Raw genomic sequence first — 25,227 nt, forward strand, 5'->3', positions numbered from 1 at the left:
TCAAGCCGCGACGGCTTCGTCAGCGTCGAGCTTGAAAGTGCTCACGGCCTCCACCAGGGCGCCGGCCTGCTCCTGCAGCGACTGCGCCGCCGCCGAGGCTTCCTCGACCAGCGCCGCGTTCTGCTGCGTCACCTGGTCCATCTGCGTGATCGCCTGGTTGATCTGCTCGATGCCCGAGGTCTGTTCCTGGCTGGCTGCTGTGATCTCACCCATGATGTCGGTCACGCGCTTCACGCTGCCCACGATCTCTTCCATCGTGCGGCCGGCTTCTGCGACCTGCTTGCTCCCCTCTTCGACCTTCTCTACCGAGTCGCCGATCAGGGTCTTGATTTCCTTGGCGGCGGCTGCGGAGCGTTGAGCCAAGCTGCGAACTTCGGAAGCGACGACTGCAAAACCACGGCCTTGCTCACCCGCGCGCGCCGCTTCAACAGCCGCATTCAGCGCCAGGATGTTGGTCTGGAACGCGATGCCATCGATCACGCCGATGATGTCCACGATCTTCCTGGACGAGGCATTGATCGACCCCATCGTGTCCACCACCTGCGACACCACAGCGCCGCCCTTCACCGCCACTTCCGAAGCCGACACTGCCAACTGATTCGCCTGCCGTGCGTTGTCCGCGTTCTGCTTCACCGTCGAGGTCAACTCTTCCATCGACGCGGCCGTCTGCTCCAACGAACTCGCCTGCTCTTCGGTCCGCGACGACAGGTCCTGGTTGCCCGCCGCAATCTGCCGCGACGCCACCGCGATCGAATCGGTCGAGGCCTTGATGCGCGTCACGAGGTCGGTGAGCGTGTCTTCCATCTCGCCCATGCCGCGCAGCAGCCGGCCGAAGTCGCCGCCGCGGTCGGTCTCGAACTCCTGGCTCAGGTCGCCGGAGGCCACGGTCTCGGCGATCAGCAGTGCCTCGGCGATCGGCTGGGCGATGCTGCGCGTGAGCAGCCAGGCGAGCACCGCGCCCAGCGCGAGCGCGGCCGCGGCCAGCGCGACGATGTAGAGACGGCCTGCGCGGTACTGCGCGTCGATGGCGGCGGCCGTGCTGTCGATGTGCTTTTGCTGGTGCGTCACCATGGCGCGGATGCTCGCGTCGTAGCCGTCGAGCATCGGCAGCAGCTGCGTGTCGGTGCGTGTCGCGGCCTCGTCCTTCTGGCCGTCGGCCTTCAGCTGGAGGATCTGCTTGCGCAGCGCGATGTAGTCGCCGCGCCGCTTCTGGATGTCGGCGCTCAATGCCAGTTCTTCGGGCGTGCTGAGCAGCGCCTCGAGCGCCGTCTGCGTCTCGGAGATCGTGGCGCTGGTGGTGGCAATCTGCTTTTGCAGGTAGGCCTGCACCTGTGCGTCGTCGCTCTTGAGCAGCGAGAAGGTGCGCACGCTGTTGGTGGCCGTGCCCAGCTGCCAGGCCGTGGCCAAGCGCTCCTTCGACAAGGTGCGCGAGGCCAGGTCCTTCGTGGCCTCGCCCACGTCCTGCAGCCGCAGCACGCCGATGCCCGCCACGGCCACCAGCAGCGCCAGCACCAGCGCAAAGCCGGCACCCAGCCGCATTCCGGTCGTCCAATTCTTGATCGTCATTCGCTTGTCTCCTCTCGGGGCCTCTGGTGTCGTTGTTCTCGGGTCCGGGCAGTCAAGTCAGGCTGTGCGAGCGGCTCAGCCGAACTTCTGCATGATGCGAACCAGCTTCTCGCCGTACTTCGGGTCGGTGGCATAGCCCGCGCGCTGCAGGCCGTGCGCGGCCTGCGCCGGGTCGGCGGTCGCCAGCACGTTCGCGTAGCGCGGGTTGCGCGTGATGAAGCGCGCGTAGTCGGTGAAGGCCTCCTCGTACGAGGCATAGGCCCGGAACTTCGCGCGCACCTTCTGCGGCTCGCCGTCGATGTACTCGGTGGTCGTGGTCTCGACCGTCGCGCCCTTCCAGCCCTTGTCGGCCTTGATGCCGAAAAGGTTGAAGCTGGGCGTGCCGTCGTCCGCGCGGATCTCGCGCTTGCCCCAGCCGGATTCGAGCGCGGCCTGCGCCAGGATCAGCGGCGCGGGCACGCCGCTGGCGGCGCTGGCCGCCTGTGCCGAGGCGCCCATGCGGTCCACGAACGCATCGACCTGGCCTTGCAGCGAGGCGTTGGCGGCGGGCGCGGGGCCGCTCTTCATTTGATAGACGCCGAGGTCGGCCGCCGTCGACACGCGCGCGCCAGGCGCCGAGCCGATGGGAATGCCCGCGCGCGGACCGTACGGCAGGCAGGGGGGCGCTTCGAGCGACAGGGGCCGCGTGCCGATGCCATCGTCGGCCTCCGGTGCCGCCGAAGGCATCTGCCGCCGCAGCTGCGCCAGCATCGCCTCGGCCAACCCGACGCCGCGCCCCGAGAGGTTCTGCGTGAGCTGCTGGTCGAACATCGACAAATAGACCTTCTGGTCCTGGCTGTCGAGCAGGCCGCTCGAGGGCGTCGCCTCGCGCATGCTCTTGAGCACCATGTTCATGAACAGTGCCTCGAACTGGCGCGAGACCTGCTGCAGGCCCTCTTCGGGCGAGGTGCGCACGGTGCGCCGCAGCGCATCGACGCCTTGCACGTCGAGCGCAAAACGCTGGTCGAGCGCGCCGCTGCGGCTGGCCGCATCGGTGCCGGTCCATGCGGTGTTGGCAGAGATCGTCATGCCGTCGTCCTCAGATGATCTCGAGTTCGGCGCTCAAGGCACCCGCCGACTTCATGGCCTGCAGGATCGACACCAGGTCCTGCGGGTTGGCGCCCAGGCTGTTCAGCCCCTTCACCACATCAGCCAGCGAGGCACCGCCGCGCACCATCTGGATCGCGCCGCCGCCCTGGTTGACGGAAATCTGCGAGGTCTGGGCCACCACCGTGCTGCCGCCCGAGAACGCGCCGGGCTGGCTGATCACCGGCTCGGTGTTGATCACCACCGACAGGTTGCCGTGCGCCACGGCGCAGTCTTTCACGCGCACCGCCTGGTTCATCACGACCGAGCCCGTGCGCGCATTGACCACCACGCGCGCACCCGCCTGCGTGGGCGTGACTTCGAGCTCCTGCAGCTGCGCGAGAAAGCCCACGCGCCGCTGCGGCTCGGGCGCCTGCACGCGGATCACGCGCGCGTCCATCGCCTCGGCGGTGCCGGCGCCGAACTGGCGGTTGATCGCGTCCATGGCGCGCTGTGCGGTGCCGAAGTCGGAGCGGTTCAGCTCGATGGTGAATGAGCCCTCCGCGCCCACCGGCGCCTCGACCGTGCGCTCCACCAGCGCGCCCGCGGGAATGCGCCCCGAGCTCAGCTGGTTGACCTGCACCTTGCTGCCGTTGGCCGACGCGCCCGCGCCGCCGACCACCATGTTGCCCTGCGCCACGGCGTACGTCGCGCCGTCCACGCCCTTGAGCGGCGTCATCAGCAGCGTGCCGCCGCGCAGGCTCTTGGCATTGCCCATGGACGACACCGTGACGTCGATGTTCTGGCCCGGCCGCGCGAACGACGGCAGCGTGGCCGTCACCATGACGGCCGCCACGTTCTTCAGCTGCATGTTCACGCCCTGCGGGATCGTGATGCCCAGCTGCTGCAGCATGTTGTTCAGGCTCTGCGTGGTGAACGGCGTCTGCATCGTCTGATCGCCCGTGCCGTCCAGGCCGACCATGAGGCCGTAGCCGATGAGCGGGTTGTCGCGCACGCCCTGGATGCTGGCGAGTTCCTTCAGGCGCTCTGCATGCGCAGGCGCAAAAAACATGGACGCGACCACCGCAAGCGCCGCGATGCGCCAGCGAGCCGAATCATTCGTGGGATGCCGCGGAACCGGCTTTGCCGGGCCGCAGGCATCGCCCCCTGCAAGGGGGTTGGCGTAGCGACACGAAGTGCGCGAAGACTGGGGGTTAGTCATTAGAACGGCATCACGTTCAAGAAGATGCGTTGCATCCAGCCCATGTGCTGGGCTTCATCGATGTAGCCCTTGGCCGAGTACTCGATGCGCGCATCGGCCACCAGCGTCGAGGGCACGGTGTTGTTGCCCGACACGGTGCGCGGGTTCACCACGCCCGAGAAGCGGATGTACTCCGTGCCCTGGTTGATGCCCATCTGTTTTTCGCCGCTCACCAGCAGGTTGCCGTTGCTCATCACGTCGGTCACGGTGACGGTGATCACGCCGTTGAAGGTGTTGTTGGCGTTGGCGCCGCCCTTGGCGTTGAGCGTGTTGGTGCCCGACAGCTTGGTCTCCTGCCCGTCGAGCAGGCCGCCGATGAGCTTGGGAATGGCCGCGAACACGCCGGTCGTGTTGCCCGTGCGGCTGGCATTGGCGCCCGAGTTCTTGGTCGCGTTGACCTTCTCGCTGATGAGGATCGTGAGGATGTCGCCGACATTGCGCGGGCGGCGGTCTTCGAACAGCGCGTTGGCACCGGGGCCGTCCTGGAAGATCGCGCCGGGCGCGCGCCGCGCCTGCACGGCCGCGTACTGGTCGGCGCGTGCCGTCATCGGCTGGTGCACCAGCGGCTCGCGCGGCACCTGCGCGCAGCCGGCGGCCAGCGTGGCCACGAGCAGCAGCGCCGCCGCCCGGCGAAGAAGACGCTCCCCCGCACGCATCACAACTGGGCCAGGCGCTGCAGCATCTGGTCCGAGGTCTGGACCGCCTTGCTGTTGATCTCGTACGAGCGCTGGGTGGCGATCATGTTGACCAGCTCTTCCACCACGTTGACGTTGGAGGCCTCGACATAGCCCTGGCTCAGCGTGCCCGCGCCGTCCACGCCGGGGTTCACCTGGTTGGGTGCGCCCGAGGCGTCGGTCTCGGCATACAGGTTCTCGCCCTGGCTCTGCAGGCCGGTCGGGTTGACGAAGGTCGCAAGCTGCAGCTGGCCGACCTGCACGGTGTTGGTGGCGCCCGCCTGCACCACCGACACGATGCCGTCGCGGCCCACGGTGATGCTGGTGGCGTTGGCCGGGATGGTGATGGCCGGCTGCACCGGGAAGCCGCTGGCCGTGACCAGCTGGCCGTCGCGGTCGGTCTGGAACGAACCGTCGCGCGTGTACGAGGTGGTGCCGTCGGGCATCAGCACCTGGAAGAAGCCGCTGCCGCTGATGGCCACGTCGGTCGGCTTGTCGGTCTTGGTGAGGTTGCCCTGCGAGTGGATGCGCTCGGTGGCGACCACGTGCACGCCGGTGCCGACCTGCAGGCCCGAGGGCAGGCGCGTCTGGTCGGAGCTCTGGCCGCCGACCTGGCGCAGGTTCTGGTAGACCAGGTCTTCGAACACGGCGCGGCTGCGCTTGAAGCCGGTGGTGCCGACGTTGGCCAGGTTGTTCGACACGACGTCCAGCTGCGTCTGCTGCGCGTCCAGGCCGGTCTTGGCGATGTAGAGGGAGCGGATCATTTCGAAAGAATTCCTGCGAAGGGGTTAGCCGTAGGCCAGCAGCTTGTTGGCGGTCTGCGCGTTGATGTCGGCGGTCTGCAGCGACTTCATCTGCATCTCGAAGCTGCGCGCGTTGGCGATCATTGCGACCATCGCATCGACCGGCTGCACGTTGCTGCCCTCGATGGCGCCGGAGATCAGCGTGACGGCCTCGTCGGCCTCGGCCGGCGGCAGGTCGGCGCGCATGCGGAACAGGCCGTCGTCGCCGCGCACGAGGTCGGCCGTCGGCGGGTTGACCAGCTTGAGCCGGCCCACTTCGGCGATGCCGGTGAGCACGGTCGAGGCCGCGTCGCGCGAGCCCACGAGGCCGTTGGACGCAATGCTCACGGCCGAACCCGGCGGCACGGTGAGTGCGCCGTTGTCGCCCACCACGGGGCGCCCGCCCATCGTCGTGAGCTGGCCGTCGGCGCCGATCTGCAGATTGCCGACGCGCGTGTAGGCCTCGCCGCCGTCGGCCGCCTGCACCACCAGCCAGCCCTCGCCGCCCACGGCCACGTCGAGCGCGCGGCCGGTCTGCGTGAGCGGGCCGTAGGTGAAGTCGGCGCCGGGCGTGGTGGCGGCCACGAAGGCGCGCGTGGGCGCTTCGTCGCCGACCACGGGCACGGCGCGGAAGGTCGCGATCTGCGAGCGGAAGCCCGGCGTCGAGACGTTCGCCATGTTGTTGGCGACCACGGCCTGCTGCTCCATGGCCTGCTTGGCGCCGCTCATGGCGACATACAGCATTCGATCCACGCGATGCTCCCGGTCAGCGGATGTTCATGAGCGTCTGCATGACCTGGTCCTGCGTCTTCACGGTCTGCGCGTTGGCCTGGTAGTTGCGCTGCGCGACGATGAGGTTCACCAGCTCGGAGGTCAGGTCGACGTTGGACGACTCCAGCGCGCCCGAGGCCAGCGAGCCGGCCTTGGTGCCTTCGCCCGGCGTGCCGGTGAGCGCATTGCCCGAGGCCTGCGTCTCGGCCCACACGTTGTTGCCCTTGGGCTCCAGGCCGTTCGGGTTGGCGAACGACGACAGCACGACCTGGCCCAGCAACCGCGTCTGCTCGTTGGAGAACTTGCCGGTGATGGTGCCGTCGGGGTTGATCGAGAACGCGGTGAGCTCGCCCGACTTGTAGCCGTCCTGGCCCAGCTTGCTCATGCCGTTGGCGCTGCCGAACTGCGTGGTGCCCGTGAGGTCGACCGAGGTGGTGAGCGGCGAGGCGCCGTTGGTGAAGGTGAGCGGCCCGATGTTGAACGCGCCCGAGGCCGGTGCGGTCATGACGCCCTTGGCATCGAAGGTCACGTTGGACAGCGCGGCGCCGCCGTTCAGCGGTGCGCCGTCGGAGGTGCCGTACACGTTCCAGGTGTTGGCCGCCGTCTTCACGAAGTACACGGCCACGTCATGCGGGTTGCCCAGCGAGTCGTAGATGGGCCCGATGGCGTTCGGGTAGTTGTAGGTGGCCGCGTCGGTGGGGCTGAACGGCGTCTTGGTGGGCACCGTGCTGCGCGCGTCGAGGTTGAACTGCGCGTCGACGTTGGCCGTGGGCTTGGGCGGCATCATGCCGCCCTGCACCTGGATCGGCCCCGGCGTGCCGCCGCTGATGCCGCCGCTGGCATTGGCGCCGTAGCCGGTGAGCTGCAGGCCCTGCGCGTTGACGATGTAGCCGTCCTTGTCGCGCGTGAACTGGCCGTTGCGCGAGTAGAAGACCTCGCCGCTGGGGCTGGCCAGGCGAAAGAAGCCGTCGCCGTTGAGGATGGCCACGTCGAGCGGGCGCGTGCTCGACTGCGTCACGCCCTGCGTGAAGTTCTGCGTCACGCCCGACACCGAGGCGCCCAGGCCCACGCGCGAGCCGGCGTACACGTCCTGGAAGGCGGCGGCGGCCGACTTGTAGCCCACCGTGCCCGAGTTGGCGATGTTGTTGCCGATGACGTCGAGGTTTGCCGCGGCCACGCCGAGTCCGCTGATGCCTTGGGAAAAACTCATGAGAGGGTCCTTGTTCGATGCGAGGAAGAAGAGTGCAAAGGGCGCGAAAGGCGCGGCCCGCGCGGGCCACGCCGAAGACGAAAGCTCAGAGGAACAGGCGCACGTCGCCCAGGCCGATGCTGGCGCCCGAGGCCAGTTCGAGCGTGACGCCGTCGACGCCCTGCTTCACGGCGGCCACCTGCGAGAAGGTGAGCGCGGTGGCCTTCACCGTCGTGCCGTTGTTGCTGGCATCGACCGTGAAGCGGTAGGCGCCCGGCGGCACCGCGACGCCCAGGTCGTCCTTGCCGTCCCAGGTGACGGCGTTGACGCCTTCCTTCATGGCGCCCGCGTCGAGCGTGCGGATCACCTTGCCGGTGCTGTCGACGATCTTGATCTCGACATCGGCGGCGGTGCCCGGCAGCTGCACGGCGAAGGCCTGCGTGGCGGGGTCCTTGCCGTCTTCGGGCTTCTTGGTGGTGAGCACGTCGCCGGGCGACAGCACGTTGTAGCCAATGAGCGAGGTGGCCTGCAGCAGCTGGTTGGCGCCGGTCTGGTTGACCAGGCCGGAGAGCGTGGCGTTGAGCTTCTCGATGCCGCTCACGGTGCTCATCTGCGCGAGCTGCGAGGTGAGCTCGGCGTTCTGCATCGGGTTGAGCGGGTCCTGGTTGTTCAGCTGCGTGACGAGCAGCTTGAGAAAGCGCTGCTCGCTGTCGGCGCTGGACACGTTGTTGTTGCTGTTCGCCGCCGTGGGCGCGTTCAGCCCGCTGATGGACGAGGTGTCGGAAAGGGCCATGGGGTCGGGGTTCTTCCTGCGGGGAGGTGTGCGTGCGTGCGTGGGTTACTGGCCGATGGTCAGCGTCTTGACCATCAGCGTCTTGGCCGTGTTGAGCACCTCGACGTTGGCCTGGTAGCTGCGCGAGGCCGAGATCATGTTGGTCATCTCTTCGACCACGTTGACGTTGGGCATCGCCACGTAGCCTTCGGCGTTGGCGTGCGGGCTCTTGGGGTCGAACACCAGCTTGGCCGGCGACGGGTCTTCGATGACGCCGGACACCCTGACGCCGCCGATGTCGCGCCGGCCCGAAGCCGCCACCTCGAACACCACCTGCTTGGCGCGGTAGGGCTGGCCGTCGGGGCCGGCCACGCTCTCGGCATTGGCGAGGTTGCTCGCGGTCACGTTCATGCGCTGCGATTGCGCGGTCATGGCGGAGCCCGCCACGTCGAAGATGTTCATGGCTGTACCGCCGACAGGAGCGATTTGATCTTGGCGTTGATGAGGGTGAGGTTCGACTCGTAGCGCAGCGCGTTGTCGGCGAAGGCCACGCGCTCGACGTCCATCTCGACCGTGTTGCCGTCGAGGCTGGACTGGTGCGGCACGCGGTACTGCAGGTCGTGGCCGGCCGTGGCCTGCGCCTGGCCCGCGAGGTGGCGCGACGAGGTGGTGGCCATCGACACCGACGAGGCGCCACGGCCGCGCTCGACGGCTTCGCTCAGGCGCGCGCCGAAGTCGAAGTCGCGCGCCTTGTAGTTCGGCGTGTCGGCATGGGCGATGTTGGCCGCGAGCACCTCCTGGCGTTCTGCCCGGAGATGGAGCGCTTCGCGGTGGAAGCGAAACGCCGCATCCAGCTTGTCGATCATCTTTGTTCCATCTGTTGAGGCGTCGCCAGTGCACGGGGCGCAGCGACCGATGGAAAGCAAGTCTATGCATGACGCGCGTTGGCAATCGCCCGAACAAAGGGGGGTTTCGCCTGCTGCTCGCACCTTCGCTTGAGGGGCAAATTCATAAAAATCCAGGGGCGCCGGTCGTGGCTTCCTTGCACCGGCGCCTTTCATTTTTCGCTCACTTCTTCCGCCTTCGATGACCCTCTCGCCGCTTCGCCGACACCTGCTGCGCACCGCCTGTGCGATGGGGCTGTCGTGCGCGATGTCGACCGGTGCGATCGCGGGCGACGCGGCAGCGACGGCCGTCGAAACCTACCTCCAGGTGCAGAGCGCCGGCCTGCCGGGCCAGGTGACGGTCAGTCTCGAAGGGCGTGGCACGTCGGCGCTGCCGCCCTGCGACGCGCCCGAGGTGTTCCTGCCGCCGGGCGTCACGCCCTGGGGTCGCATCTCGGTGGGCGTGCGTTGCCACGCCGAGCGGCCGTGGACGCGCTTCGTGCAGGCGCGCGTCGCGGTGACAGGCCGCTACCTGGTGGCCGCACGCGCCATCGATGCGGGCCGCCCGCTGGGCGCCGGCGATGTGGTCGAGCGCACCGGCGACCTCACGCGGCTGCCGCGCTCGGTGGTCACCAGCGCGGCCGAGCTGGCCGGGATGGTGAGCGCCAACCGCGTCGCACCCGGCGCCCCGATCCGCAAGGAGCTGCTGCGCGGCGTCGCCGTGATCCAGCAGGGCCAGGCCGTGAAGGTGGTGGCGCAGGGGCCGGGCTTTGTGGTCAGCACCGAGGGCAAGGCCCTGAGCGGCGCCGCGGTGGGCGCGGTGGTGCAGGCCAAGACCCTGGACGGCCGGGTGATCCGCGGCGTGGCCGACGAGGAAGGACAGGTCCGGCTGGTGCAGTAGCGGCCGCCGCGTTTGCGCAGGCTTCACTTCATGCACGCCCTTCCTAAAGTTCTTGCACCGGCTGCCGATATACGGGTCAGCCCCTGAGGAATCACCTTGAAAATCGATCCCACCGCCCCTTCGGCCACGCCCCTGCACCGCACCCCTGCACCGGGTGCGCCGGCTCCGTCGACGCCCGCCGAGGCCGTGCAGCGCCCGAAGGAAGCGGCCCCCGTTTCTGCGCTCGTCCATGCAATGCCCGCCGCCGTGAGGGGCAGCGATTTCGACGCGGCCCGCGTGGCCGCCATCCGCGAGGACATTCGCGCCGGCCGCTACGAGATCCGCCCCGAGCGCATCGCCGACGGCCTGCTGGCCAGCGTGCGCGAGCTGCTCGCACCGAAGGGCGAGGCATGACGACCTTGCTGGCACAGCTGCGTGCGGAAGCGGGCTGCATCGAGGAATTTCTCGTGGCGCTGGACGAGGAGGCGCAGGCCATGTCGGACAGCGCCTTCGACGCGCTGAACGCCATCGCCGGCCGTAAGACCACGCTGCTGGACCGCATGGCCGAGCTCGACCAGCAACGCGAATCGCTGCAGGCGGCGCTGGGCTTCGGGCCCGGTCGCGCCGGTGCGGATGCCGCCGCTGCTGCGGGCGGTGAACCCACGCGCCAGGCCTGGCGCGAGCTGCTCGCGCTCGCCGAAGACGCGCGCAACCGCAACCTGCACAACGGCACGCTGGTGTACGCGCACCTCGACTTCACGCAGCAGGCGCTGCACTTCCTGCAGGCGCGCGCCCAACCCTTCTACGGCCCCGATGGCGTGCGCAAGACGCAGGCCGGCGCGGGCACCCGGCTGGCCGCCGGCTGAGCAGTCTCGTGAACGCATCCGCACGCTTCGCCCCCGCACGCACCGCGATCTCTCTGGTGCTGTTGTGGCTCGCGTGCGCCGGCGCCCATGCCTTCGAGCTCGCACCCGCCGTGCGGTCGGACGACGCCATCAACCTCGGCCAGCTGCACCCGGTGCGCACGGCCGTCGGCGAAACGGCGCGCATCGCGTACTCGGGCGCGGCCATGGCCATCGCCATGTCGGCCGCCTATGTGCCGTCGTACCGGCCCGGCGAACAAGCCGTCGGCCTGGCCTTCGGCAACTACCGGGGCTACACGGCCGCGTCGCTGGGCTTCAAGCGCACGTCGGGCGACGGCGACACGGCCTGGGGCATGGCGGTGTCCAGCACAGGCCGGGCGTGGGGCTTCAACGCGGGCATCGGCTGGAAGCTGCCGCGCAGCACCGCCGCCGCCCGCCCCTGACCCGCATGCCATCGCCCCGGGACGCCCTTCACCACCTTCGCATGGATGCCACCGACATGAAGACGCCTCTTTCCACGCCAATGCCCCGCCACGAGAAGGTCGCACAACGAGGAGCCCGCGCATGATGGCCGCGCAGCAAGGCGCGCGCCGCATCGCGATGGTCGGTTGCGACGAAGCGCAAGAGGCCGGCTGGGGCAACCGCCTGCGACTGATGGGTTGCGACCCCGTGTGCTTCGGCGACAGCACCGATTTTTTGCTGGCCATCACGCAGGGCCAGCAGTTCGGCCTGTTGCTGGTCGTGCTGAAGGACGAAGGCGCGTGGCCAATCCTCACGGCGATGTGCCGCGCGCTGCGCATTCCGATCTTCCTGGTGGCGCGCGCCTCGCAGCGCGATCTGCTGGTCGACGTGCTGTCGGCCGCGGGCGGCGAGACGCAGGGCGCGAGCATCGACTTCGCGGTGCTGCCCGTCGACGAGTTCGAGCTGGAGCTGCGCGTGCGCGAATCGCTGCGGCGCAACCGCACCTTGCTGCAACCGCAGGCCACGGCCGCGTGCTTCGGCGATTACCAGTTTCTCGGTGAGCGCCGCATGGTGGCCTACGGCGGCACCGAGGTGCGCCTGAAGCCACGCGAGTTCGAACTGGCGCTGCTGCTGTTCCGCAACGCCGGCCGCCTGCTGGAGCGCGACTGGCTGCTGGCTTCGCTGTGGGTGGACGCGCGCATCGAACGCACGAGCCGCACGCTCGACTGCTGCGTGGCCAGCATCCGCCGCAAGCTGTCGCTGCACAAGGGCGGCGAGTTCGTGCTGGTCTCGGTGTATGGGCGGGGCTACGAGCTGCGGCACATGGGGCCGGCCGCGCGGGGCGTATCGGAAGCCGATGACGCCGCGTTGGTCGACACCGCCGACTTCCCCGACACCTCGAACGAGCCGGTGTGGCTCGGTGAAAGTGCGCGGGCATGAAGCCGTGCGTTGTTGAGAAAACTGTGACGACCTCCGGCCTCGAGGAACCACCCCGAAGGGCGGGTGCCGAAGCGACCTCTACCAACGCCAGAAGACCGTCGACGCCAGTATCGGCGGCCAACCTGAAGCCTGGCTGAAGCCCCGCATAAAACCCTTCTTGCTTCCGCACTCAGCCGCCGGTCAGCGAACTTGCGTTCAATGGCAGGACACACCGTGAGGGGGAGATTCATTGCAGGACACCATGAGACTACTCGCAGAGGCATCGCTGATTCTTGCCCTGGCCATCGTCCTCGGCGGGTTGGCGCTCGGGCTGCTGGCCGGGCCGCAAAACCCCGACGACCCCGAGTAAGCCGTCGTGAGATCTTGCGTCGTGACCGCGCGGGGCTACTGGGCAGCCAGCGGCTTCGCGTCGATGGCCTTCAGCAGGGCCTGGAGTGTCTGGGTGCCCTGGGTGTCGAGTCCGAGCAGCGGTGCGCGCGGCACACCCGCTTCGAAGCCGCGCAGGCCCAGGCCGGCCTTGATGGTCGTGGGCAGGCCGCCCTGCAGGATGAAGCGCAGGATCGGCAGCTGGGCGTAGAACACGCGGCGCGCTCGGTCCAGGTCGCCTGCGGCGCAGATGTCGTAGAGCGCCTGGGGCCACTCGGGAATCAGGTTAGGCGCGGCGGTGCACCAGCCGATGGCGCCGGCCGCAAAGGCTTCGAGCGCCAGCGGGTTGCTGCCGTTGAAGAACGGAATGCGGCCATCGGACAGCTGCATCAGCGTGTGCATGCGCTGGATGTCGCCGGAACTTTCCTTGACCATCGTGGCGTTCGCGATGTCCTTGACGATGCGGACGATCAGCTCGGGCTTCATGTCGACGCCGCTGGTGGCCGGGTTGTTGTAGACCATGATCGGCACGCCCACAGCCTCCGAGATCGTGGCGTAGTGGCGAAAGATCTCGTCGTCCGAGAGCTTCCAGTACGACACCGGAAGCACCATCACCGCATCGGCGCCGGCCGCTTCCGCGAACTTCGCCTTGCGCACCGCGTTGCGCGTCGTCAGGTCGGAGATTCCTACGATGACCGGCAGGCGCTTGTTGACCTGCTGGATCGACGCTTCGGCGACGGCGTCCCACTCGGCGTCGTCCAGGTAGGCGCTTTCGCCGGTGCTGCCCAGCGGGGCGATGCCGTGCGAACCGCGTTCGACCAGACGATCGATGAGGTCGCGCACGGCCGCCAAGTCGACACGACCCGAGGCCTTGTCGAACGGCGTGACGGGGTAGGAAATGATGCCTTTGAAGGAAGTGCTCATGATGGCTTGGGAAGCTTTCGGTGAAGGGATCGAATGCACGCCGTTCAGCGCGAACGGATGCAGTCCGCGTGGCGGCCGGTGCGCAAGGTGCGGCGCGCGTAGTACGCGAAGGCCGCCTCGTTGCGCTTGGGACGCAGGATCCAGTCGTGCGCTTCACGGCCCAGGGCCGGATCGATCGGCTGGATCGCCCCTGCAGCGGCGGCCAGCAGCTGCATCTTGGCCGCGCGTTCGAACGCGATCGCCAGCACGCAGGCGGCTTCGACGCTTTCAGCGGCCACCAGCAGGCCATGGTGCGAGAGCATCAGGGTGCGCTTGCTGCCCAGTGCAGTCGAGATGAGCTCGCCCTCCTCGTTGCCGACCGGCACACCGGGCCACTTCGGAACGAAGGCCACGTCGTCGTACAGCACGCAGTTGTCCATGTGGGAAACCTCCAGCGGCACCTCGAGCATGCTCAGGGCCGCCGCGTGCAGGGCGTGCGTGTGGATGATGCAGTTGACGTCCGGCCGCGCGCGGTAGACCCACGAGTGAAAGCGGTTGGCCGGGTTGGCCATGCCTGAGCCCGACTTGACGTTCAGGTCTTCATCGACGACCAGCAGATTGTCTTCCGAAATCTCGTCGAAGCCCAGGCCCAGGCGCTGTGTCAGGTAGGTGCCGTGAATCTCGGTGCGCGTGGTGATCTGGCCCGCCAGGCCGGAGTCGTGGCCGTTCTCGAAGAGGATGCGGCACGTCAGCGCCAGCTTCTGGCGCAGCGTGTACTCCGATGGCAACAGGGTCGTTTCCATCTCCGCATTCGCCTTGTCGATCAAGGCTTCTTTGTTGAGGGAAAAAGTGTCTTCTGACATAGCGATCGCTCCCGTATCAGCGTTGAGAAAAAGTCAGCCCGAGGTTTCGAGCGTCGAAAGGGTGAAGTCCGGTTGTCCCGGGAACAGCGGCGCGTAGCCCGGCAGGTCTTCGATGCGGTCGATCCAGCGCTGCACCTGCGGGTAGCGCGCGAGATCGACGCCGCCCATCGGCGCCATGCGGGTGTACGGATACAAGGCGATGTCCGAAATGCTCGGTGCCGTTTCCGTGGAGACCCACTGCCGACCCGTCGCCAGACGCGCTTCGAGAATCGCCAGCGCGTCGTGGCCTTCCTGACGCCAGGCGCGCGCCGGGGCGTCGGCGGGCGTGAGGTCTTTGCGCAGGGCCAGGTGCAGCCGCAGCTGGGCCAGCGGTCGCATGTGCTGCTCTTGCTCGAAGTGCATCCATGCGAGCGTCTGCGCCTGGTCGTGGAGCGCCTGGGGCCACCACGGCGTGCCCTGCGCCAGATAGAAAAGGATGGCGCCCGATTCGCTCAGCATGCGGCCGTCGTCCAGTTCGAGCACGGGCACCCGCTTCATCGGCGCGTGGGCAAGAAAGCTTGCGGACTGCAGGTCGCCGCGGTCGATCGACAGCGTGCGTCGCTGCAGATCGATGCCCACGAAACTCGCCAGGAGCCGGACCTTCCAGCAGTTGCCGGAGCGCTGTGTGTCGATGATGCGCATGGCGATCAATCCACCTTGGTGCCGGCGGCCTTGGTGATGCGCGTCCACTTGTCGGTCTCGCTGCGCACATGCTTCAGGTAGGCCGCTTCACCCGTGTGCAGCGGCTCGACACCGATCTCCGCCAGCTTGGCCTGCAGCTCGGGGCGGGCCAGGGCGCGCGCCAGGGCTTCGGACAACAGCGTGGTCTGCTGCTTGGGCGTGCCCGGCGGCGCGAGCAATGCGTTCCACGACCCGATCAGGAAGGTGGGCACACCGGCTTCGGCGCTGGTCGGCACCTTCGGCATGGCGGCACTGCGCGCGTCGTCGGCGATGACGAGCGCCTTCAGGCGCCCGGCCTGGACCTGGCTCCGGATGACGGGAATGGCGTCGATCACGATCTGCACCTGCCCGCCCAACGCAGCGTTGATGGCTTCGGCACCGCTCTTGAACGGCACATGGACGATCTCGGTGTTGGTGGCGATCTTGAAAAGCTCCAGCCCCAGGTGCGGCGAGCTGGCGTTGCCCGCAGAGCCGGCGTTGAGCTTGCCGGGGTTGGCTTTGGCATAGGCCACCAGGCCCTTCACATCGTCGACGCGCAGCGCGTCGTTCACGGCCAGCACGTACGGCGAGTTGCTCACCAGCGAGACGGGCGCGAAGGCGCTCGCGTCATAGGCGAGCTTGCTGTAGATCATCTTGTTGACGACCTGCGTGCCGACCGTGCCCAGCAGCAGCGTGTAGCCGTCGGGCGCGGCCTGGGCGAGTGCCTGCGCCGCGATGTTGCCGCCCGCGCCGGCGCGGTTCTCGATGATCACCGACTGCTTGAGTTCTTCGCCCAGCTTCTGTCCTACCAGGCGCGCCACGACATCGGTGATGCCGCCGGCACCGAACGGCACGATCAGCTTGATGGGTTTGGCGGGGTAGGCCACCTGCGCAAAAGCAGGCCGGGGAAGGGCCACGACCGTGGCCGCGCACAGCACCGCACCGAGCAGGGCCGCGGCAGTGAGAAATGGATTTTTCCAGCGAAAAGACAGGAAATTCGACATGACATACTCCAAAAGAACCCAACGGTGCGGCGACAAATCGGTGTCGCCGTTCAGGACTCAAATGTACGATAGGACTCATGTGTCCTGCAAGAAACCATGACGATCAAGTTGAAACTCCTGCGCACCCAGGCGGGAATGACGCTGGAAGAGCTTGCGCAAGCAGCGGAGCTCACGCGCAGTTATGTCTCCAAGGTGGAGCGTGGTTTGGCGAACCCTTCGGTCGGTGTGGCGCTGAAACTCGCCAAGGCGTTGAAGCTGCCGGTGGACGAGTTGTTCGGCCAGGCATCGACGAGCAGCTCGGTCACGATCACGCGCGCCGCTGACGCCAAGGCGAAGCAAAAAGACGAAGGCGCCCCGCGGCTGGTCGCAGGCACGGCACCCGGTCAACGCGTGGTCGCGTTCGTGCTGCAGCCCGGTCGGGAAAAAGGCGCGAAGCACCTGAAGAGCGACCACGAAGGCGAAGAGCTCATCTATGTGCTGAGCGGCGAGGTCAGCCTCGAACTCGACGACAAGACCGAAGACCTGGTCGCCGGAGACTGCGTGCATTTCAACGCCTCCGTGCCGCACCGACTGATCTGCACGAGCAAGAAAGCGGCGGAAGTTCTGTTGGTGATTGCGAGCCCCTCACCCGCCTCGTAAGGCGATGTGCTTACAGCGACGAAGCCTGTCGCGTTGCACGCGATGCGCTTCATGCGCCTGACGGTCGAGCGCGCACACAGCCGTCTGTTTCTTCCAGCCGACAGTCGCTGAAAGACCTGTCGAAAACCTGTCAGCGCTGGCGACAATCCGTCGCCCGCCGCCGGCAGTACACACACGCCGCAGCAGCGCGTCGCGTCTCATCGCGACAGGGATGTGCGACCACGCTCGCACCTCCGGCCTCATGTCCAAAAAGTCAGAACTACAAGGAGAAGAACCATGACGCACGCGCGCAAGCTCGTGACCCTGATCGCCTGCCTCGCCCTGTCCGCCTGTGGCGGCGGTGGCGGAGACTCCGGCGGCGCCGGCTTTGCCGGCATCGGCATGCCCGGCACGCCGGGCACCTCCACCGGTGCGCCGGACGATGGCGCCACGCCACCGATGAGTCGCATCGATGCGGCACTCGACAGCGGAGACCCGAGCGGCCTGCAGCCCGAGGACCGCGCCACGCTGCTGGAGCGCGCGACGCGCAAGGCCATCGAACTGCGTGCGCGACCGCAGCAGGTATTGGCCGACATCTACAACACGAAGGGCCAGGTGCCGAACCTTGCGCTCAGCATCGAAAAGAACAGCGCCGAGCTGACGCCGGCCAGCCTCACGCAGGCGATTCCGTTCATCGTCGCCGACGACGGTTCAGGCATCGCGGCCATCGCCGAACTGGGCGACGGCCGCGCGCTGGCCTACGGTGCCGACGTGCTGGGCTGGATGGCCGGCACGGCCAAAGAGCAGCAGCATTTGCCACTGTTCACGCGCGCCTTCACCTGGGTGATGACGGGGCAAGCCGAAGGCACACTGCCGGCCACGCTCAAGTTCAGCCAGGCGGGCTACAACGCGGGCGCCATCAAGAACTTCGCGACCCGCCTGCAGAAGAAGACGCAGGAGATCGCGTGCGACATCGCCTCGCCCACCAACACCTGCTGGCGCGACGCCGACCTGCTCGTCTTCGGCGCCAACGTGGCCGACAACCCGGCCCTGGGCGAGCTGGTGCGAAGCTATGTGAAGGCCGGCAAGGCCGTGATCTACATGCACAGCAGCTGGTGGACCGCCCCGGGCGGCACGCGCTTGCTGTCCAGCCTGGGCATGAACCTCGCCGCCGACCCCGGCAACTTCTTTGCGGCAGCGGCGGGTTATTCAGTGAGCGCGGGCCGCACCGCTGCCGACGCCCTGGCGCGCGCCGACCAGCTCGGCAGCCTCGTGCACACGCTCGAGCTGCTCGCCAGGGACAAGTACACGCAGGACTTCGCCGTCGACAACGCCCCCATCGTCGGGATCGACGCGGCGCGCAAGGACCTGTCGAGCACCGAGCTGGCAGGCCGCCCGCTCTTCAAGACGGAGAACACCGAACTGCAGCGCCTGCTGGTGCTGTGGGCCGATGAATGGCGCCGTGACATCGCCTACGGCAAGATCAACCGCACCAGCGATGCGGCCAACTTCCTGCGCGCCTATGCGTCCGATTCGTGGCAAGCCTATGGCCGCACCGCGACCACGACGCAACCGCGCGGCCAGGGCGACTACATGCCCGCCGGCGCGCAGAAGCTCGCCACGAGCACGGACTACGAAACCATCGAGCTCACGCTGCCGCAAGGCAGCGGCAAGACGGCGATCGGCCGCGGCGCCATTCCGGCCAAGGCCGTGGCACTCGAGATTGCCGAAGCACCCGCCGGCGTGATCCTCGGCGTGCAGACCAGCCATGTCCGCACCTACGGCAACCCGCTGACGGACGCCAGCAACTACATCCGCCCGCGCCAGGCGCCGTCATGGACCGTGCCGCTGCAGCGCGATGCCGTCACCGACTTCATCACGCCGTTCGGAGGCCCGCTGTTCCTGAGCTACAGCGGTGCCACGGCCGGGCAGAAGGTCAAGCTGCGCGTCAAGGGCACGATCAAGTACGCCCACTTCGACTTCAGCCAGGGCACGCCCGCGCAAGCCGAGCTGGACGCCGCCATGGCCGCGCTGCAGCGCCAGGACTACGGTTGGTCCACCTTCAAGTTCCGCGGCGGCGAGCTGCAGCAGACGATTGCCGTCGCGCTCAAGAGCTTCAAGTCGGGCATGCCGGCGGGCACGCTGCGCACGCCGCAGGACCTCGTCACGCGGCGCATCGAGGGCATCCTCATGGACACCAACCACATGTCGAACGGCTACAACGACATGAAGATGCCGAGCACCGTGTCGACCCTCTGCACCAGCTTCGCGTGGGCCTGCGACGACGCCGTGCACAACGCGCCGGGCGTGCAGCATTTCGTGAGCTGGCTGCCGAGGTGCGGCAGTGGTTGCTCGGGCCACCCGATCGACTCCGACAACTGGCCCATGGACATCGGCTGGGGCTGGCCGCACGAGCTGGGCCACAACACCGTGCAGCCCTGGATGCAGATCGTGATCGACGGCAAGGGCTGCAGCACCGAGTGCGACAACAACACGCTGTCCAGCGCGCACATGCTGCGCCGCTATGCCGTCCTCGGCGAGGACGACAGCGGCACCCGCACCGCCCACGCGGCGCTGTACAAGATGATCGAGGACAACCGGGCGCGCGCGCTCAGCGGTGAGCCGCAGCGCGCGGACATGCAGGCGCGGCTGTGGGGTGGCCCGGAGCAGAGCCCCATGCTCGCCATGTACTTCCAGCTGGCTTTTCTCTACACCCAGGCCCGCCACGGCGAAGCCCAGCCCACGGCCGCGAGCACGATCGAGTTCCTCACGTTGCTGTCGAAGGGCGGGCGCCTGGTCGCCAAGAAGTGGAGCACCAACACGGCGGGCAACTACGGCATGAGCGGCTACCCCAGCAACGAGATTCCCAACCACGAACTGCTGTACGTGCTGAGCTCGAAGATCATCGGCCAGGACCTGCGCAACGTCTTCGCCATGTACGGCGTTCCGCTCACGCAGCCCGCGCTGGATTCGGTGGCGGCGCTGGCGCTTCCGATGGCACCGCAGCGGTTCTATGCCTTGGGCGCCAGCAAGGCCAACCAGCTGTCGACGGGGCAGTGGTTGTCGGTGCAGGGGCAGACGCCCGTTTATCCGTTCTGAACGGGCGGGGGGATCGGTCACGGCGTTCCGTCGTGACCATGCCTCGTCTTCGACATCGCTCGAAAACTGCAGGTCTTGGGGTGAATCCGCCCAGGACTGCAGCGGCGGAACGGCCGAGGCCTTGATCCTGCGAGGCGCTGTTCAGGAACGAACAGGCAAAAAAATAGCCCCTTGCGGGGCCATTCTTGGAGGAGAGGGAGGGATTCGAACCCTCGGTACTATCGCTAGTACGCCTGATTTCGAGTCAGGTACATTCGACCACTCTGCCACCTCTCCGGTGCTGTCGAGCCTCAGATTATAGCCAGAAAAATCTGACTTTTGACGCCCGGCACTTCAACCGCGCAAAACTTCAAGGCCGCCGAGGTACGGACGCAACGCTGCCGGCACGTTGATCGAGCCGTCTTCGTTCTGGTGGTTCTCCAGCACGGCGACCAGCGCGCGGCCCACGGCCAGGCCGGAGCCGTTGAGAGTGTGCACCAGCTCGTTCTTGCCGTTGGCGTTCTTGAAACGGGCCTGCAAACGGCGCGCCTGGAAGGCTTCGCAGTTCGACACCGAGCTGATCTCGCGGTACGTGTTTTGCGCGGGCAGCCACACCTCGAGGTCGAAGGTCTTGGCGGCGGTGAAGCCCATGTCGCCGGTGCAGAGCAGCACCACGCGGTACGGCAGCTCCAGCGCCTGCAGCACGGCTTCGGCGTGGCCGGCCATCTGCTCGAGCGCGTCGTAGCTCTTTTCGGGATGCACGATCTGCACCATCTCGACCTTGTCGAACTGGTGCTGGCGGATCATGCCGCGCGTGTCCCGACCGGCGCTGCCGGCTTCCGAACGGAAGCACGGCGTGTGGGCCGTGAGCTTGATCGGCAGTTGCGCCTCGGCCACGACCTCGTCGCGCACGAAGTTGGTCAGCGGCACTTCGCTGGTCGGGATGAGGTACAGCGCCGAATGGTCGGGCGCAGCCTCGCCGTCCTGGCCGCCCTTCTTCGCGGCGAACAGGTCGCCTTCGAACTTGGGCAGCTGGCCGGTGCCGCTGAGCGTGGCCGCGTTGACGATGTAGGGCACGTAGCACTCGGTGTAGCCGTGCTGTTCGGTCTGCAAGTCGACCATGAACTGGGCCAGCGCGCGGTGCAGGCGGGCGATCGGGCCCTTCATGACGGAGAAGCGCGAGCCCGAGAGCTTGGCGCCCATCTCGAAATCGAGCCCCAGCGGCGCGCCGAGGTCGACGTGGTCCTTGGGCGCAAAGGCCAGCGGCGTGGCGTTGGCGCCGGCGCCGCCCTTCGGGGCCCAGCGGCGCATCTCGACGTTGCCGGATTCGTCTTCGCCGAGCGGCACGCTGGCGTGCGGCAGATTGGGCACGGCAAGCAGCAGCGCGTGCAGCTCGGGCTGGATTTCTTCGAGGCGCTTAGATTGCGATTCCTGCTCGGCCTTGAGCGCGTTGACCTCGGCCATGAGCGCGTCGACCGACTCGCCCTTGGCCTTCAGCGGGCCGATCTGCTTGTTCAGCGAGTTGCGGCGCGCCTGGATTTCCTCGGTGCGGGTCTGCAGCGTCTTGCGCTCGGCCTCGAGCGCGGTGAACGCAGAGACGTCGAGGTAGGGCTGGTTCTTCTTGCGTTTTTCGAGGCCGGCCACAGCGGAGGCCAGGTCTTTGCGGAGCAGGGTGATGTCAAGCATGGGGAGATTTTAGGTGGGCGCCCGGCCCGCGCCCGCCCTCCCCGCTCGCACGCCTGCGACGACTCAGGCGACCGTGGCCGGATCGACGTTCGCCCCGCAGATGATCAGGCACACCTTCTCGCCCTCGCGCGGCACGTAGGCGCCGGTCTGCAGCGCCGCCAGCGGCAGTGCGGCGGCCGGTTCCACGGCGAGCTTCAGCTCTTTCCACAGCCACTGCTGGGCGGCGCGGATGGATTCGTCGGACAGCAGCAGCGCGTCGCGCACCTGCTGCTGCGTGATCTCCCAGGCGATGGCGCCGATGCGGCGCGCGCCGAGCGAATCGGCTGCCACGCCGCCGACGTCCACGTCGACGGGCTCGCCGGCCTCGCGGGCGCGGAACAGCGTCGGGGCCTTCTCGGGTTCGAGTGCGACCACGCGGGCGCGCTGCTCGAACCAGCCGGCGAGGCCGCCGATCAGGCCGCCGCCGCCCACGCTCACGAGCACGGCGTCGGGCAGTCCGCCCTGCGCCTCGATCTCGCGACCGAGCGTGCCGGCACCGGCCACCACTTCGGGCTGGTCGTAGGCGTGGGTGAGCAAGGCACCGGTTTCTTTCTGGCGCGTCAGGCAGGCGGCCAGCGCATCGGGGTACAGCTCGCCGACCACGACGACTTCGGCGCCCAGTGCCCGCAGACGCGCGCGCTTGGCTTCGGGCGAGACACCCGGCAGGAACACCTGGCAGGGCACGCCCAGCGCCTTGGCGGCCGCGGCGGTGGCAATGCCGGCGTTGCCGCCCGAGGCGACGATCACGCCCGCGGCGGGGATGTCGTTGGCCAGCAGGCGGTTCATCATGCCGCGGGCCTTGAAGCTGCCGCTGACCTGCATGTGCTCGAGCTTGAGCCAGACTTCAGCGCCCGGCGCGGTCACGCCGACAGCGGCGGCCGGCAGCTTCCACAGTGGCGTTTCACGCAGAAAGTGGCCGGCGCGCTCGCCCAGCCTGCGGGAGGCGCTCTCGATTTCGGAGCGCCAGTTGGTGTTTTTCATGAGATTCAGGAGATGTGCCCGGGGGGCGGAATGTCGTCGAGCTTGAGGCCCTTGGGAAGCGGGAACTTGATGGTTTCTTCGATGCCGTCCATCTTGCGCACTGACACGGCGCCGAACGCGCGCACGCGCTCGATCACCTCGTGCACCAGCACCTCGGGCGCCGAGGCGCCGGCGGTGAGGCCCACGCGCGACTTGCCTTCGAACCACTCGGGCTTGAGCTCGTCGGCCGAGTCGACCATGTAGCTTTCGGTGCCCAGGCGCTGCGCCAGCTCGCGCAGGCGGTTGCTGTTGGAGCTGGTGGGGCTGCCGACCACGATCACGAGGTCGACCTGCGGGCTCATGATCTTCACCGCGTCCTGGCGGTTCTGGGTGGCGTAGCAGATGTCCTGCTGCTTGGGCTCGCGCACGTTCGGGAAGCGCGCGCGCACGGCGGCGGCGATCTCGGCGGCGTCGTCCACGCTGAGCGTGGTCTGGGTGACGACGGCGAGCTTCTCGGTCTGCAGCGGCGAGGCGTTGGCCACGTCAGCCACGTCTTCCACGAGGTGGATGCCGCTCGACAGCTGACCCATCGTGCCTTCGACTTCGGGGTGGCCCTTGTGGCCGATCATGATGAATTCGTAGCCCTCTTTCGCGAGCTTGGCCACTTCGACGTGCACCTTGGTCACGAGCGGGCAGGTGGCGTCGAAGATCGAGAAGCCGCGGTCGCGCGCCTCCTGCTCCACGGCCTTGCTCACGCCGTGCGCGCTGAACACCAGCGTGGAGCCGGGCGGCACGTCGGACAGCTCTTCGATGAAGATCGCGCCCTTGGCCTTGAGTTCGTTCACCACGTAGGTGTTGTGCACGATCTCGTGGCGCACGTAGATCGGCGCACCGAACTTGGCGAGGGCGCGCTCGACGATCTCGATGGCGCGGTCCACGCCGGCGCAGAAACCGCGCGGCTCGGCGAGAAGGACTTCCTCGATGTTCGGGTTCATAGCACGCCGATCAGCTTCACTTCGAAGGTGACGGGTTGGCCGGCAAGCGGGTGGTTGAAGTCGAAGCGCACGCCGGTCTCGTTCGACTCGACGACCGCGCCCGCGTAGCTGCCCGCGCCGTCGGGCGTGGGGAACTGCACCACGTCGCCGACGGCGTACTGCTCGTCGGGGTCGCCCATCTGGGCCAGCAGCTTGCGCGCCACCCATTGCTGCATGTCGGGGTTGCGCTCACCGAAGGCCTCGCCAGCGGGCAGCTCGAAAGTGGCGTGCGCGCCCTCTTCCAGGCCCATCAGGCGCTGCTCCATGGCCGGCGAAAGCTCGCCGGTGCCGAGCGACAGCGTGGCGGGCTTGTCGGCGAAGGTGTTGATGATGTCGCCCGCCGGACCGGCCAGCCGGTAGTGCAGGGTCAGGAAGGAGCCGGAAGTCACAACTTGGGACATGGGTGCAGCAAAGGTGGGCAAAGAGGAGGGAGGTGTCCCGATAAACTGACCCTCATTTTAAGGATCGGGGCAACATCTCGCCCCGGCCAAGGTTTCAGCAGGGTTTCATGGCATTCAAGGATCTCCCTCTCGACGCCCGGCCGCGCGAAAAGCTCATGGCGCGGGGCGCCGCCGCGCTGGCCGACGCCGAGCTGCTGGCGCTGCTGCTGCGCACCGGCGTGGCCGGCAAGAACGTGCTCCAGCTGGCCCAGCAACTGCTCGAACGCTTCGGCGGCCTGTCGGGGCTGCTGCACACCGCGCCCGACGACCTCAAAGAGGTCAAGGGCATGGGCGGCAGCGCCAAGCGCTCGGAACTCATGGCGGTGCTCGAGCTGGCGCGCCGCGCCATGGGCGAGCGCCTGAAGGAGCGCACGGTGTTCGACTCGCCCGAGGCGGTCAAGCAGTACCTGCAGCTGCACATCGGCTCGCGCCCGCACGAGGTGTTCGCGGTGCTATTCCTCGACGTGCAGCACCGCCTGCTCACGCTCGAAGAACTGTTTCGCGGCACGCTCACGCAGACCAGCGTCTACCCGCGCGAGGTCGTCACCCGCGCCCTGCACCACAAGGCCGCGGCCGTGGTGCTGGCCCACAACCACCCGAGCGGCAGCATCGAGCCCTCGCGCGCCGACGAATCGCTCACGCAAACCTTGCGCGCCGCGCTGGCACTGGTCGACGTGCGCGTGCTCGACCACGTCATCGTGAGCCCGGGCCAGAGCTTCTCGATGGCGGAACGGGGGCTGATCTGATGGCTTCGTCATCTTCCCGTCCCCCCGCGCTGAAAACCCTCGCCGACCTCAAGCAGGTGCAGCGCGTGCTCGCCGAAACCCGCGAGCGCGAAGCCGCCGAGGCCGCCGCGCGCGCCGCGGCCGAGCGCAAGCGCGCCGCCGAGAAAGACCTGTTCACGCGCGCCATCGGCGCCACCGAGCCGCTGCGCCGCAAGGCCTCGGTGCCGCTCGCGCCCAAGCCGCCCGCGCCCATTCCGTTCCAGCACCAGCTCGACGAGCAGCGCGTGCTGCGCGAGTCGCTGTCCGACGAGTTCGACGTGACCACGCTGCTCGACGTCGACGACGCCATGAGCTTTCGCCGCCCCGGCATCGGCACCGACATCACGGCGCGGCTGCGCAAGGGCGACTGGTCGATCCAGGCGCAGGTCGACCTGCACGGCCTGCGCAGCGACGAGGCGCGCGAGGCGCTGGGTGGTTTCATCCGCAACGCCCACAAGCAGGGGCTGCGCTGCGTGCGCGTGGTGCACGGCAAGGGCCTGGGCTCGCCCGGCAAGCAGCCGGTGCTCAAGACCAAGACGCAGCGCTGGCTGATCCAGAAGAACGAGGTGATTGCGTTCGTGCAGGCGAAGCCTGCGGAGGGTGGGGCCGGGGCGCTGGTGGTGCTGCTGGCGCCCGTGCGGCGCTGAATTTCTTGTCTTGCCCCT

At 68.0% G+C, this 25,227-nt stretch carries 27 protein-coding genes and 1 tRNA gene; 9 read left to right on the top strand and 19 right to left on the bottom strand.

From position 1 onward, the window contains the following. From IG196_RS23265 to flgB, 10 genes are all read right to left on the bottom strand, one after another. Positions 1–1,566, bottom strand: a complete 1,566-nt coding sequence (locus tag IG196_RS23265; RefSeq protein ID WP_192193197.1) for a methyl-accepting chemotaxis protein — start codon at positions 1,564–1,566, stop codon at positions 1–3. 75 nt (positions 1,567–1,641) lie between these two features. Beyond that, on the bottom strand, positions 1,642–2,634 hold the full coding sequence (flgJ, locus tag IG196_RS23270; protein WP_192193198.1) for a flagellar assembly peptidoglycan hydrolase FlgJ: 993 nt from the start codon (positions 2,632–2,634) through the stop codon (positions 1,642–1,644). 10 nt (positions 2,635–2,644) lie between these two features. Beyond that, a complete protein-coding gene (locus IG196_RS23275; protein WP_263864222.1) occupies positions 2,645–3,703 on the bottom strand; it encodes a flagellar basal body P-ring protein FlgI in 1,059 nt (352 codons plus the stop codon). Positions 3,704–3,852: 149 nt separating this feature from the next. Continuing rightward, positions 3,853–4,548, bottom strand: coding sequence for a flagellar basal body L-ring protein FlgH (locus tag IG196_RS23280; RefSeq protein WP_192193199.1), 696 nt, complete (start codon positions 4,546–4,548; stop codon positions 3,853–3,855). Next, positions 4,548–5,330 carry a flagellar basal-body rod protein FlgG gene (gene flgG / locus IG196_RS23285; protein ID WP_192193200.1) on the bottom strand — a complete coding sequence of 261 codons (783 nt, stop codon included), beginning with the start codon at positions 5,328–5,330 and terminating at the stop codon, positions 4,548–4,550. The genes IG196_RS23280 and flgG overlap by 1 nt, the downstream gene beginning before the upstream one ends. A gap of 24 nt (positions 5,331–5,354) precedes the next feature. After that, positions 5,355–6,101 carry a flagellar basal body rod protein FlgF gene (locus tag IG196_RS23290; RefSeq protein WP_192193201.1) on the bottom strand — a complete coding sequence of 249 codons (747 nt, stop codon included), beginning with the start codon at positions 6,099–6,101 and terminating at the stop codon, positions 5,355–5,357. 13 nt (positions 6,102–6,114) lie between these two features. Further along, positions 6,115–7,329, bottom strand: coding sequence for a flagellar hook protein FlgE (flgE, locus tag IG196_RS23295; protein WP_192193202.1), 1,215 nt, complete (start codon positions 7,327–7,329; stop codon positions 6,115–6,117). 85 nt (positions 7,330–7,414) lie between these two features. Further along, complete coding sequence (locus IG196_RS23300; protein WP_192193203.1) at positions 7,415–8,101, bottom strand: flagellar hook assembly protein FlgD; 687 nt, start codon at positions 8,099–8,101, stop codon at positions 7,415–7,417. A 45-nt stretch (positions 8,102–8,146) separates the two neighbouring features. Further along, positions 8,147–8,542, bottom strand: a complete 396-nt coding sequence (gene flgC / locus IG196_RS23305; RefSeq protein WP_192193204.1) for a flagellar basal body rod protein FlgC — start codon at positions 8,540–8,542, stop codon at positions 8,147–8,149. Further along, positions 8,539–8,946, bottom strand: a complete 408-nt coding sequence (gene flgB, locus IG196_RS23310; RefSeq protein WP_192193205.1) for a flagellar basal body rod protein FlgB — start codon at positions 8,944–8,946, stop codon at positions 8,539–8,541. Before flgB ends, flgC begins: the two co-directional genes overlap by 4 nt. A 220-nt stretch (positions 8,947–9,166) precedes the next feature. Here flgB and flgA point away from each other — a divergent pair, with 220 nt between their 5' ends. The 5 genes from flgA (at position 9,167) to IG196_RS23335 (ending at position 12,108) form a co-directional block, all read left to right on the top strand. After that, a complete protein-coding gene (gene flgA / locus IG196_RS23315; RefSeq protein ID WP_192193206.1) occupies positions 9,167–9,865 on the top strand; it encodes a flagellar basal body P-ring formation chaperone FlgA in 699 nt (232 codons plus the stop codon). Between the two features lie 96 nt (positions 9,866–9,961). Next, complete coding sequence (gene flgM, locus IG196_RS23320) at positions 9,962–10,258, top strand: flagellar biosynthesis anti-sigma factor FlgM (protein WP_192193207.1); 297 nt, start codon at positions 9,962–9,964, stop codon at positions 10,256–10,258. Next, the gene (locus IG196_RS23325; RefSeq protein WP_225616772.1) at positions 10,255–10,710 is read left to right on the top strand and encodes a flagella synthesis protein FlgN; all 456 of its coding nucleotides are present in this window, start codon (positions 10,255–10,257) and stop codon (positions 10,708–10,710) included. The genes flgM and IG196_RS23325 overlap by 4 nt, the downstream gene beginning before the upstream one ends. 8 nt (positions 10,711–10,718) lie before the next feature. Further along, positions 10,719–11,150: a YadA-like family protein gene (locus tag IG196_RS23330; RefSeq protein WP_192193208.1), complete on the top strand. Its 432-nt coding sequence runs from the start codon at positions 10,719–10,721 to the stop codon at positions 11,148–11,150. A gap of 121 nt (positions 11,151–11,271) precedes the next feature. Then, entirely contained in the window at positions 11,272–12,108 is an 837-nt protein-coding gene (locus tag IG196_RS23335; protein ID WP_192193209.1) for a response regulator transcription factor, read from the top strand. 384 nt (positions 12,109–12,492) lie between these two features. Here IG196_RS23335 and IG196_RS23340 read toward each other — a convergent pair whose 3' ends face one another. The 4 genes from IG196_RS23340 to IG196_RS23355 are packed head-to-tail and all read right to left on the bottom strand — an operon-like array spanning position 12,493 to position 15,943. After that, positions 12,493–13,398, bottom strand: a complete 906-nt coding sequence (locus tag IG196_RS23340; protein ID WP_192193210.1) for a dihydrodipicolinate synthase family protein — start codon at positions 13,396–13,398, stop codon at positions 12,493–12,495. 44 nt (positions 13,399–13,442) lie between these two features. After that, the gene (locus IG196_RS23345) at positions 13,443–14,240 is read right to left on the bottom strand and encodes an aldolase (protein WP_192193211.1); all 798 of its coding nucleotides are present in this window, start codon (positions 14,238–14,240) and stop codon (positions 13,443–13,445) included. A gap of 33 nt (positions 14,241–14,273) precedes the next feature. Then, complete coding sequence (locus tag IG196_RS23350; RefSeq protein ID WP_192193212.1) at positions 14,274–14,921, bottom strand: glutathione S-transferase family protein; 648 nt, start codon at positions 14,919–14,921, stop codon at positions 14,274–14,276. 5 nt (positions 14,922–14,926) lie between these two features. Further along, positions 14,927–15,943 (bottom strand): Bug family tripartite tricarboxylate transporter substrate binding protein, encoded by a 1,017-nt coding sequence (locus IG196_RS23355; RefSeq protein ID WP_192193213.1) that lies wholly within the window; start codon positions 15,941–15,943, stop codon positions 14,927–14,929. A 96-nt stretch (positions 15,944–16,039) separates the two neighbouring features. Between IG196_RS23355 and IG196_RS23360 the strand changes: the two genes are divergently transcribed. Then, a complete protein-coding gene (locus IG196_RS23360) occupies positions 16,040–16,582 on the top strand; it encodes a helix-turn-helix domain-containing protein (RefSeq protein WP_192193214.1) in 543 nt (180 codons plus the stop codon). Between the two features lie 276 nt (positions 16,583–16,858). Beyond that, a complete protein-coding gene (locus IG196_RS23365; RefSeq protein ID WP_192193215.1) occupies positions 16,859–19,660 on the top strand; it encodes an ImpA family metalloprotease in 2,802 nt (933 codons plus the stop codon). 186 nt (positions 19,661–19,846) lie between these two features. Here IG196_RS23365 and IG196_RS23370 read toward each other — a convergent pair. From IG196_RS23370 to IG196_RS23390, 5 genes are all read right to left on the bottom strand, one after another. After that, positions 19,847–19,936: transfer RNA gene (locus tag IG196_RS23370), tRNA-Ser, on the bottom strand. Between the two features lie 57 nt (positions 19,937–19,993). Further along, positions 19,994–21,325 (bottom strand): serine--tRNA ligase, encoded by a 1,332-nt coding sequence (serS, locus tag IG196_RS23375; protein WP_192193216.1) that lies wholly within the window; start codon positions 21,323–21,325, stop codon positions 19,994–19,996. Positions 21,326–21,388: 63 nt separating this feature from the next. After that, positions 21,389–22,345 (bottom strand): threonine/serine dehydratase, encoded by a 957-nt coding sequence (locus IG196_RS23380; RefSeq protein ID WP_412556352.1) that lies wholly within the window; start codon positions 22,343–22,345, stop codon positions 21,389–21,391. A gap of 5 nt (positions 22,346–22,350) precedes the next feature. Continuing rightward, the gene (ispH, locus tag IG196_RS23385) at positions 22,351–23,319 is read right to left on the bottom strand and encodes a 4-hydroxy-3-methylbut-2-enyl diphosphate reductase (protein ID WP_192193217.1); all 969 of its coding nucleotides are present in this window, start codon (positions 23,317–23,319) and stop codon (positions 22,351–22,353) included. Beyond that, positions 23,316–23,759, bottom strand: coding sequence for an FKBP-type peptidyl-prolyl cis-trans isomerase (locus IG196_RS23390; protein ID WP_099797172.1), 444 nt, complete (start codon positions 23,757–23,759; stop codon positions 23,316–23,318). Before IG196_RS23390 ends, ispH begins: the two co-directional genes overlap by 4 nt. 107 nt (positions 23,760–23,866) lie before the next feature. On the opposite strand from IG196_RS23390, the gene radC reads away from it, so the two are divergent. Then, positions 23,867–24,544 carry a RadC family protein gene (radC, locus tag IG196_RS23395; protein ID WP_099792078.1) on the top strand — a complete coding sequence of 226 codons (678 nt, stop codon included), beginning with the start codon at positions 23,867–23,869 and terminating at the stop codon, positions 24,542–24,544. Next, positions 24,544–25,209, top strand: coding sequence for a Smr/MutS family protein (locus IG196_RS23400; RefSeq protein ID WP_192193218.1), 666 nt, complete (start codon positions 24,544–24,546; stop codon positions 25,207–25,209). The genes radC and IG196_RS23400 overlap by 1 nt, the downstream gene beginning before the upstream one ends. Positions 25,210–25,227: the final 18 nt, after the last annotated feature.

Origin of the sequence: Variovorax sp. 38R (genome assembly GCF_014843395.1) — a bacterium.
GTDB lineage: Bacteria > Pseudomonadota > Gammaproteobacteria > Burkholderiales > Burkholderiaceae_C > Variovorax > Variovorax paradoxus_H.

Excerpts from the sequence above, each read along its gene's own strand:
- serS (WP_192193216.1), bottom strand. The coding sequence starts at position 21,325 with ATGCTTGACATCACCCTGCTCCGCAAAGACCTGGCCTCCGCTGTGGCC.
- IG196_RS23325 (WP_225616772.1), top strand. The coding sequence starts at position 10,255 with ATGACGACCTTGCTGGCACAGCTGCGTGCGGAAGCGGGCTGCATCGAG.
- IG196_RS23335 (WP_192193209.1), top strand. The coding sequence starts at position 11,272 with ATGATGGCCGCGCAGCAAGGCGCGCGCCGCATCGCGATGGTCGGTTGC.
- IG196_RS23340 (WP_192193210.1), bottom strand. The coding sequence starts at position 13,398 with ATGAGCACTTCCTTCAAAGGCATCATTTCCTACCCCGTCACGCCGTTC.
- IG196_RS23365 (WP_192193215.1), top strand. The coding sequence starts at position 16,859 with ATGACGCACGCGCGCAAGCTCGTGACCCTGATCGCCTGCCTCGCCCTG.
- flgE (WP_192193202.1), bottom strand. The coding sequence starts at position 7,329 with ATGAGTTTTTCCCAAGGCATCAGCGGACTCGGCGTGGCCGCGGCAAAC.
- IG196_RS23355 (WP_192193213.1), bottom strand. The coding sequence starts at position 15,943 with ATGTCGAATTTCCTGTCTTTTCGCTGGAAAAATCCATTTCTCACTGCC.
- IG196_RS23300 (WP_192193203.1), bottom strand. The coding sequence starts at position 8,101 with ATGGCCCTTTCCGACACCTCGTCCATCAGCGGGCTGAACGCGCCCACG.
- IG196_RS23380 (WP_412556352.1), bottom strand. The coding sequence starts at position 22,345 with ATGAAAAACACCAACTGGCGCTCCGAAATCGAGAGCGCCTCCCGCAGG.
- radC (WP_099792078.1), top strand. The coding sequence starts at position 23,867 with ATGGCATTCAAGGATCTCCCTCTCGACGCCCGGCCGCGCGAAAAGCTC.
- IG196_RS23360 (WP_192193214.1), top strand. The coding sequence starts at position 16,040 with ATGACGATCAAGTTGAAACTCCTGCGCACCCAGGCGGGAATGACGCTG.
- IG196_RS23345 (WP_192193211.1), bottom strand. The coding sequence starts at position 14,240 with ATGTCAGAAGACACTTTTTCCCTCAACAAAGAAGCCTTGATCGACAAG.
- IG196_RS23350 (WP_192193212.1), bottom strand. The coding sequence starts at position 14,921 with ATGCGCATCATCGACACACAGCGCTCCGGCAACTGCTGGAAGGTCCGG.
- flgJ (WP_192193198.1), bottom strand. The coding sequence starts at position 2,634 with ATGACGATCTCTGCCAACACCGCATGGACCGGCACCGATGCGGCCAGC.
- flgG (WP_192193200.1), bottom strand. The coding sequence starts at position 5,330 with ATGATCCGCTCCCTCTACATCGCCAAGACCGGCCTGGACGCGCAGCAG.
- IG196_RS23400 (WP_192193218.1), top strand. The coding sequence starts at position 24,544 with ATGGCTTCGTCATCTTCCCGTCCCCCCGCGCTGAAAACCCTCGCCGAC.
- IG196_RS23275 (WP_263864222.1), bottom strand. The coding sequence starts at position 3,703 with ATGTTTTTTGCGCCTGCGCATGCAGAGCGCCTGAAGGAACTCGCCAGC.
- IG196_RS23280 (WP_192193199.1), bottom strand. The coding sequence starts at position 4,548 with ATGCGTGCGGGGGAGCGTCTTCTTCGCCGGGCGGCGGCGCTGCTGCTC.
- flgB (WP_192193205.1), bottom strand. The coding sequence starts at position 8,946 with ATGATCGACAAGCTGGATGCGGCGTTTCGCTTCCACCGCGAAGCGCTC.
- flgC (WP_192193204.1), bottom strand. The coding sequence starts at position 8,542 with ATGAACATCTTCGACGTGGCGGGCTCCGCCATGACCGCGCAATCGCAG.
- ispH (WP_192193217.1), bottom strand. The coding sequence starts at position 23,319 with ATGAACCCGAACATCGAGGAAGTCCTTCTCGCCGAGCCGCGCGGTTTC.
- flgA (WP_192193206.1), top strand. The coding sequence starts at position 9,167 with ATGACCCTCTCGCCGCTTCGCCGACACCTGCTGCGCACCGCCTGTGCG.
- IG196_RS23390 (WP_099797172.1), bottom strand. The coding sequence starts at position 23,759 with ATGTCCCAAGTTGTGACTTCCGGCTCCTTCCTGACCCTGCACTACCGG.
- IG196_RS23265 (WP_192193197.1), bottom strand. The coding sequence starts at position 1,566 with ATGACGATCAAGAATTGGACGACCGGAATGCGGCTGGGTGCCGGCTTT.